This window comes from Sulfuriflexus sp. (genome assembly GCF_032250955.1).
In the GTDB taxonomy this organism is placed as follows: domain Bacteria; phylum Pseudomonadota; class Gammaproteobacteria; order AKS1; family AKS1; genus Sulfuriflexus.
This window is the reverse complement of the sequence record NZ_JAVVES010000099.1, coordinates 1-5,893: the sequence shown is the minus strand read 5'-3', so window position 1 is coordinate 5,893 and position 5,893 is coordinate 1. Positions and strand designations below refer to the sequence as shown.

The 5,893-nt window shown below is 54.6% G+C and carries 7 protein-coding genes; 4 read left to right on the top strand and 3 right to left on the bottom strand.

Annotation, left to right across the window (positions count from 1 at the left end; genetic code table 11):
• The 4 genes from RQ738_RS12860 to RQ738_RS12845 all read left to right on the top strand — a co-directional run.
• A partial coding sequence (locus RQ738_RS12860; protein WP_314165678.1) for a hypothetical protein occupies positions 1–737 on the top strand: 737 nt, incomplete at its 5' end.
• A 126-nt stretch (positions 738–863) separates the two neighbouring features.
• Positions 864–1,937, top strand: a complete 1,074-nt coding sequence (glcE, locus tag RQ738_RS12855) for a glycolate oxidase subunit GlcE (protein WP_314165677.1) — start codon at positions 864–866, stop codon at positions 1,935–1,937.
• 1 nt (position 1,938) lies between these two features.
• On the top strand, positions 1,939–3,144 hold the full coding sequence (gene glcF / locus RQ738_RS12850) for a glycolate oxidase subunit GlcF (RefSeq protein ID WP_314165676.1): 1,206 nt from the start codon (positions 1,939–1,941) through the stop codon (positions 3,142–3,144).
• Between the two features lie 4 nt (positions 3,145–3,148).
• On the top strand, positions 3,149–3,967 hold the full coding sequence (locus tag RQ738_RS12845) for a sulfurtransferase (protein ID WP_314165675.1): 819 nt from the start codon (positions 3,149–3,151) through the stop codon (positions 3,965–3,967).
• Between the two features lie 142 nt (positions 3,968–4,109).
• Here the strand turns inward: RQ738_RS12845 and RQ738_RS12840 are convergent, their stop codons facing one another.
• From RQ738_RS12840 to RQ738_RS12830, 3 genes are read right to left on the bottom strand one after another with little or no spacing between them, the layout of a single operon-like run.
• Positions 4,110–4,739, bottom strand: coding sequence for a TIGR04282 family arsenosugar biosynthesis glycosyltransferase (locus RQ738_RS12840; protein ID WP_314165674.1), 630 nt, complete (start codon positions 4,737–4,739; stop codon positions 4,110–4,112).
• Positions 4,736–5,422 carry a TIGR04283 family arsenosugar biosynthesis glycosyltransferase gene (locus RQ738_RS12835; RefSeq protein ID WP_314165679.1) on the bottom strand — a complete coding sequence of 229 codons (687 nt, stop codon included), beginning with the start codon at positions 5,420–5,422 and terminating at the stop codon, positions 4,736–4,738. Before RQ738_RS12835 ends, RQ738_RS12840 begins: the two co-directional genes overlap by 4 nt.
• 5 nt (positions 5,423–5,427) lie before the next feature.
• Entirely contained in the window at positions 5,428–5,652 is a 225-nt protein-coding gene (locus RQ738_RS12830) for a DUF3641 domain-containing protein (RefSeq protein WP_314165673.1), read from the bottom strand.
• Between the last annotated feature and the right edge of the window lie 241 nt (positions 5,653–5,893).

Below are 5,893 nucleotides of genomic sequence, written 5' to 3'. Positions count from 1 at the left end.
GACTGAAATCGCCTTATATCACGCGCTTGGAGCGCTACCTGCCCCGAAAACTACCCATGAATTTTTCTGACGAGGCCGTTTTTAAATACCCCCAACCAGCTATGCTAAAGATCAGCCGTCTACTGTCATTCAGCCTGTTACTCGTATTTAGCCTGGCCTGCCTTGCCGAACAGGCAGAAACGGGGAAATTTCTGCTCGGTGATCTGGAAGGTGACCGCTACATTGCCCATAACAGACACTTCAGTTTCAAACTGCCTATCAGCGGCAGCTTCCAGGTATTGAAAAAGTCGCTTGCCGATGCGGTCACTGACAGTGCCGATATCGTCACGATTAACTCTGCCGAGGAATCGACCAGCTACCGCTTCGAGATATCAAGGGTATTGCCGGGAGATAAGGATAATAAGGATTTCAGCACGGCCACGGCGAAGACCTTCAGCTGGTATCGGCGCCTGATTGAGCGCGCCTGGCGAAGCCCGGTAACCGAGATCGTCAATAAAGAATTCAGCATGAACGGGCAGCAGGCCGCGCATGCGATATTCAAAAAATTCGCCGACGCAGAATCCGGACCACGCTACCATATCTTTTACCTGGCCGATTACGGCGACCACATCAGCTTTCTCTGGACGCATATCAGCCTGCCCGAAGAAAGCCTGGAAACAGAAGACACGATCATTGCCGCCACTGCCGGACCGGCACTCAAGGCCAGGCAAAGCTTTTTTTCCTTCAGGCTTGAATGATCCGTGAGTAACCGCACAAGCTATGCATGATCTGATTATCCCGACATAATTGGTCGTCTACATAGAGTGGCTGTGCCATAATCCCCCGGCTCGAGAACCGAAACGTAACCGAATATAAGTACAGCCATGAATCACGATCAAACCACCACGTTGCAAGAGCGCATACTGCACGCCGTCGAGAAGGCTGCTCCCATCGAGATACAAGGGCTCGGCAGCAAACAGTTTTATGGTCGCCCGTCACATTGCCGGCCACCGGCAGAGATACTCAGTCTAGCCGGGCATAGCGGTATTGTCAGTTATGAACCCAGTGAACTGGTCATCACTGCCCGAAGCGGAACTCCCCTTGCGGAAATTATCAAGGTACTCGAAGAACATAACCAGATGCTGGCCTTTGAGCCGCCGTTGTTTGAAGGCAGCGGCACACTTGGAGGTGCGGTTGCCAGTGGGCTCTCCGGCCCTCGTCGGCCATATAGCGGGGCCGTTCGTGATTTTGTACTGGGCATAAAATGCCTGAACGGCAAGGGTGAGATACTCAGTTTCGGTGGCCAGGTAATGAAGAATGTTGCCGGCTATGATGTGTCCCGGCTTATGTGCGGTGCACTCGGCACACTCGGGGTGTTATTGGAAATTTCCCTGAAGGTTCTGCCAAAGGCCGAGCATGAAATGACCCTGCTCCGGGAATGTAATCATGAAGAAGCCTTGAGCCTGATTGACCATTTCGCTGGTCAGGACATCCCGCTTTCAGCCGCATGCCATCATGGCAGACAATTGAGCTTGCGTTTATCCGGTGCCAAAACAGCCATTCTCAATGCCAGTACCAATATCGGTGGTGATGAACTGCAGGAGGCCGATAAATTCTGGTACTCCTTACGCGATCAGACACATGACTTCTTCACTCAGGCATCACCGCTCTGGCGTCTGTCTCTGCCACCCGCCACTGCCTGTCTGCGACTGGATGGCGATGCCTTTATCGACTGGGGTGGTGCGCAACGCTGGTTAAAAACAGGCGAAGACGCCGAACAGGTTCGCCAGCTTTGCGAGGCCCATGACGGCCATGCCACCCTGTTTCGACATGATGAACATGCCACGGAAATCTTTCACCCTCTCAGTCCGGGCATTGCTGCCCTGCATCATCAATTGAAGCAGGCCTTCGACCCGCACGGTATTCTGAATCCACAACGTATGCTGGCGGAGTGGTGACATGCAAACGACCCTGCATAAAAACATTATCGACACTGCCGATGGCCAGGAAGCTGATCGCATTCTGCGTAACTGCGTGCATTGTGGCTTTTGTAACGCCACCTGCCCAACCTACCAGATACTCGGTGATGAGCTGGAAGGTCCGCGCGGCAGGATTTACCTGATTAAACAGTTACTCGAAACCGGCAGCAGCAGTCAGCAAACGCGGGGGCATCTCGACCGCTGCCTGACTTGCCGCAATTGTGAGACAACCTGCCCCTCCGGCGTGGAATACCACAGTCTGCTCGAGATCGGCCGCCGGGTTAACGACCAGCAGGCACCACGCCCGCTTCCGGCGCGAGCCCTGCGCAAGCTGTTGCGACTGATCTTGCCTTATCGCAGGCGCATGCAGCTCCTGGTCAGAATGGCCCTGTTTGTACGCCCGCTGTTACCGGCAAAATATCGACGCCAGTTACCGGACAAGCCCCACGCGCCTGTCCCGCTTACCCGGCAACATGCCCGCAAGGTCATACTGCCGGCGGGTTGCGCACAGGACGCCTTTGCTGCGGATATCAATCAGGATGCACAGCGCTTGCTGGATAAACTCGGCATTAATTGCATCACCCCTGAAAATGATACCTGTTGCGGTGCCGTCAGCTCTCACCTGGGCGCGGAAGATGAAGCACTGCGCTTTATAAAGCGTAACATCGACAGCTGGTGGCCCGACATCGAGGCCGGCGCTGAAGCGATTGTGCACACGGCAAGCGCCTGCGGCCTGATGATAAAAGATTACGGCAAGCTACTTGCGGACGATATCGGTTACGCCGACAAGGCACAACGCGTCAGCGAACTGTGTCTGGATATCAGCGAATACCTGCAGCAGCAAGACCTCGCTGCCCTGCCTGCTGTGCAGGGACGCCGGGTCGCCTTCCATGCCCCTTGCACCCTGCAACATGGTCATCGCATAAACGGTGCCGTCGAAACATTACTTCAACAACGTGGTTATGCATTAACGCATACCATCGACCCGCATTTATGTTGCGGCTCCGCAGGCACCTACTCTATCCTGCAGCCAAAACTGTCGCAGCGCCTGCTCCACGACAAACTTGATACATTGCTTACGGACAAACCGGAACTTATCGCCACGGCAAACATCGGCTGCCTGTTACATATGCGCAGCGCCAGTACGGTGCCCGTTGTCCATTGGCTGCAATTATTGAATGGATAACACTATGACCAGCACAAATCTGCCACTTATTATCGAATGCGATGAACTTCTCGGGCAACTCGATAACCCGGATATCCTCGTCATTGATCTGAGCAAGCCGGAGGTATGGAAACAGGCACATATCGCGGGCGCGGCACACCTCAATTACGGCAGTATCGTCCGCACCGAAAAACCGTGCATGGGCCTGTTGCCGGACGCCGGGATCTTTTCCAGAACACTGGCCGCTATCGGCGTCAGTAAAGACACACACATTATCGCCTGTGATGACGAAGGCGGCGGCAAGGCCGCACGCCTGCTCTGGACACTTGAGGCATTTGGCTATACGCGTTACTCACTGCTCAATGGTGGACTCATGGCCTGGGTCGATGAAGGTTATCCCGTCAGCCGGGAAGAGCGCAGCCCTGCGCCGGGCAACTTTTCGGTCAGCGAGCGCAACGAGACCGTGATTGCCGAACGCGCCTATATTCAGCAACACCTGGATGATGCCGGCACCCGCCTGCTGGATGCGCGCAGCACCCCTGAGTATACCGGCGCCAGGGCCTTTGCCGCCCGTGGTGGACACATCCCTGGCGCAATCCATTATGACTGGATCGAACTAATGGACCACACACGCCATGGTCGCCTGCATGGCGAAGACAAACTGCGCCAGGTACTGTCCGGGAAAAGGCTGGATAGCGATAAAGAGATCATCTGTTACTGCCAGACGCATCACCGCTCGGCACTGAGCTTTATCGCCCTCAAGTCGCTCGGCTATACAAAACTGCGCGGTTACCCGGGGTCCTGGTCGGACTGGGGCAATGCTGGCGATACGCCGATTGAATGAACGATGATTTCGGAATGATGATTGATGAATAAAGCCCCATCGATCTATTCACGATTTACAGATAGCGTAGGGTGACATGCTTTAAGGTTACTTTGCCCTAACTATTGCCATAAGAGCCTGAAGAACATTCATCAATCCGCAATCATAAATCATCCATCATTTTTAGCCTCTCAAGGTCTTCAGGCCTGTCTACGTCCCATAGCACGGGCATTTCCTCGCATTGCCAACCTAATGTTCTGATTCTTTCTCGCGTGATTGCAAGTACCTGGTTAGTTCCCCACGCTACATCATAGAACAGGCTTTCATCATACTTTGACAAGGCCAGCATCACGTAACCGCCGTCTTCCGCCGGGCCGAGTACGCATTCGGCACCGGCCTGCAGCTCCTGCAGCGCGGCCTCTATATAGGCGACATCCAGTTCCGGGCAGTCCGTGCCGATTAACACGACATGTTGATAATCTTGCAGTGTTGTTTTCACGGCATGCGCCATACGGGTGCCGAGATCATGCCCCTGCTGTGCGCACAAGGGGATGGCGTACTTCTCACTCATCCTCATGAGAAACTTGTCGGTTCGGTCCGTGCCCCATAAGCGGGACGCCCATGCATCGTTCCTGATCGTACGAGTCAGACAGCTGTCGATGAGCTGTTGATGCAGACGGCAGGCAGACTCGGCATCCATGCATGACAACAGGCGGGTTTTTACCTTGCCAGCGACCGGTGCCCGGGTAAAAACACACAGACAGGCCGATTCACCATGCTCGCCTGACCTCATGATGGTTCTCGATAATAGGATTGAACCAGAACGTGTGGCGACACGCCCAGCCAGTAACGCAGGCGCAGGGACCACATCAGTAACACCGTGCGGAGAATACCATGCTGTTCCCAGCGTCGGCTCGAGGTGATAACCCTTGTGCGCAGACAGGCGGGCCGGCTACATACCCTCAACTTTTTGCTCATGGCGATATCCTCCATAAGCAGTATGTCATCAAAACCACCGACCGCGTCAAACACTTCACGCCGCATAAACATGGCCTGGTCGCCGGTGACGATGCCCGTAAGACAGGAACGCGTATTCATCATCCGTTCAATAAGACGGAATACAGGCTGCCTGCCTGACAGGCGAACGGCGAAACATCCCCAGACCTTGTGCGTCGCATCAAGGGCCTGGGCAATATCGCGCATGGCCGTGGCCGGCAAGAAGGTATCGGCATGCAAAAACACCAGCACCTCTCCCCCGGCAGCCTGTGCGCCGGCATTCATTTGCCGTGCACGGCCGGCCGCCGCGGTAACAACCCGGTCGACCCTGGAACGGGCGAGTTTCGGCGTGTTATCCACACTGCCGCCATCGACAATAATCAGTTCATGACCGGCCTGGCGAAATGCCTGTAGTTCCTCCAGGCAGTCTGCAATCGTGGCCGCCTCGTTCAATACCGGGATGATGATCGAACAGCGCATAGCCATTATTCAGAAAGTGCCCCGCCACAACTACTACCCTGCCCGGCAGTGCAACCATAGCAATGTCCTGCCAGCCACCTCTCTTCACGGGGCGCGGCTGCGGCATTGACGTGACAGTACAGGCATTGCTGGTTACAGTGGTAACCGGGGCTCACCTGCAAACTCGTCAAGGAACCGCGACAAATCGCCAGGAATTCAATCAATTTAAGTATGGGGAATATCGAAAGCATGACGGTTACTAACCTTGAACAATTGCGCAGACCTTAGCGACTATCACGAGATGAAGCAATGACTGTAAACGAATGTGAAATCAAGCCTGGTCACTCGGCCCTGCCACTGGCAACCCTGTTTTTCATGTCTGGAATGACCGAAAAATAGCACAAGTATGTATTAGGGCTCTTCCCCAGATGTGGTGGGTAAGATTTACCGTATAACACCATCAGGATAAAGATCCAGTCCGCCAAGGTGAAA

What these genes read in the sequence shown, in the direction of transcription:
- glcF (WP_314165676.1), top strand. Translation starts at nt 1,939, where the DNA reads ATGCAAACGACCCTGCATAAAAACATTATCGACACTGCCGATGGCCAG.
- RQ738_RS12845 (WP_314165675.1), top strand. Translation starts at nt 3,149, where the DNA reads ATGACCAGCACAAATCTGCCACTTATTATCGAATGCGATGAACTTCTC.
- RQ738_RS12835 (WP_314165679.1), bottom strand. Translation starts at nt 5,422, where the DNA reads ATGCGCTGTTCGATCATCATCCCGGTATTGAACGAGGCGGCCACGATT.
- glcE (WP_314165677.1), top strand. Translation starts at nt 864, where the DNA reads ATGAATCACGATCAAACCACCACGTTGCAAGAGCGCATACTGCACGCC.
- RQ738_RS12830 (WP_314165673.1), bottom strand. Translation starts at nt 5,652, where the DNA reads ATGCTTTCGATATTCCCCATACTTAAATTGATTGAATTCCTGGCGATT.
- RQ738_RS12840 (WP_314165674.1), bottom strand. Translation starts at nt 4,739, where the DNA reads ATGAGGTCAGGCGAGCATGGTGAATCGGCCTGTCTGTGTGTTTTTACC.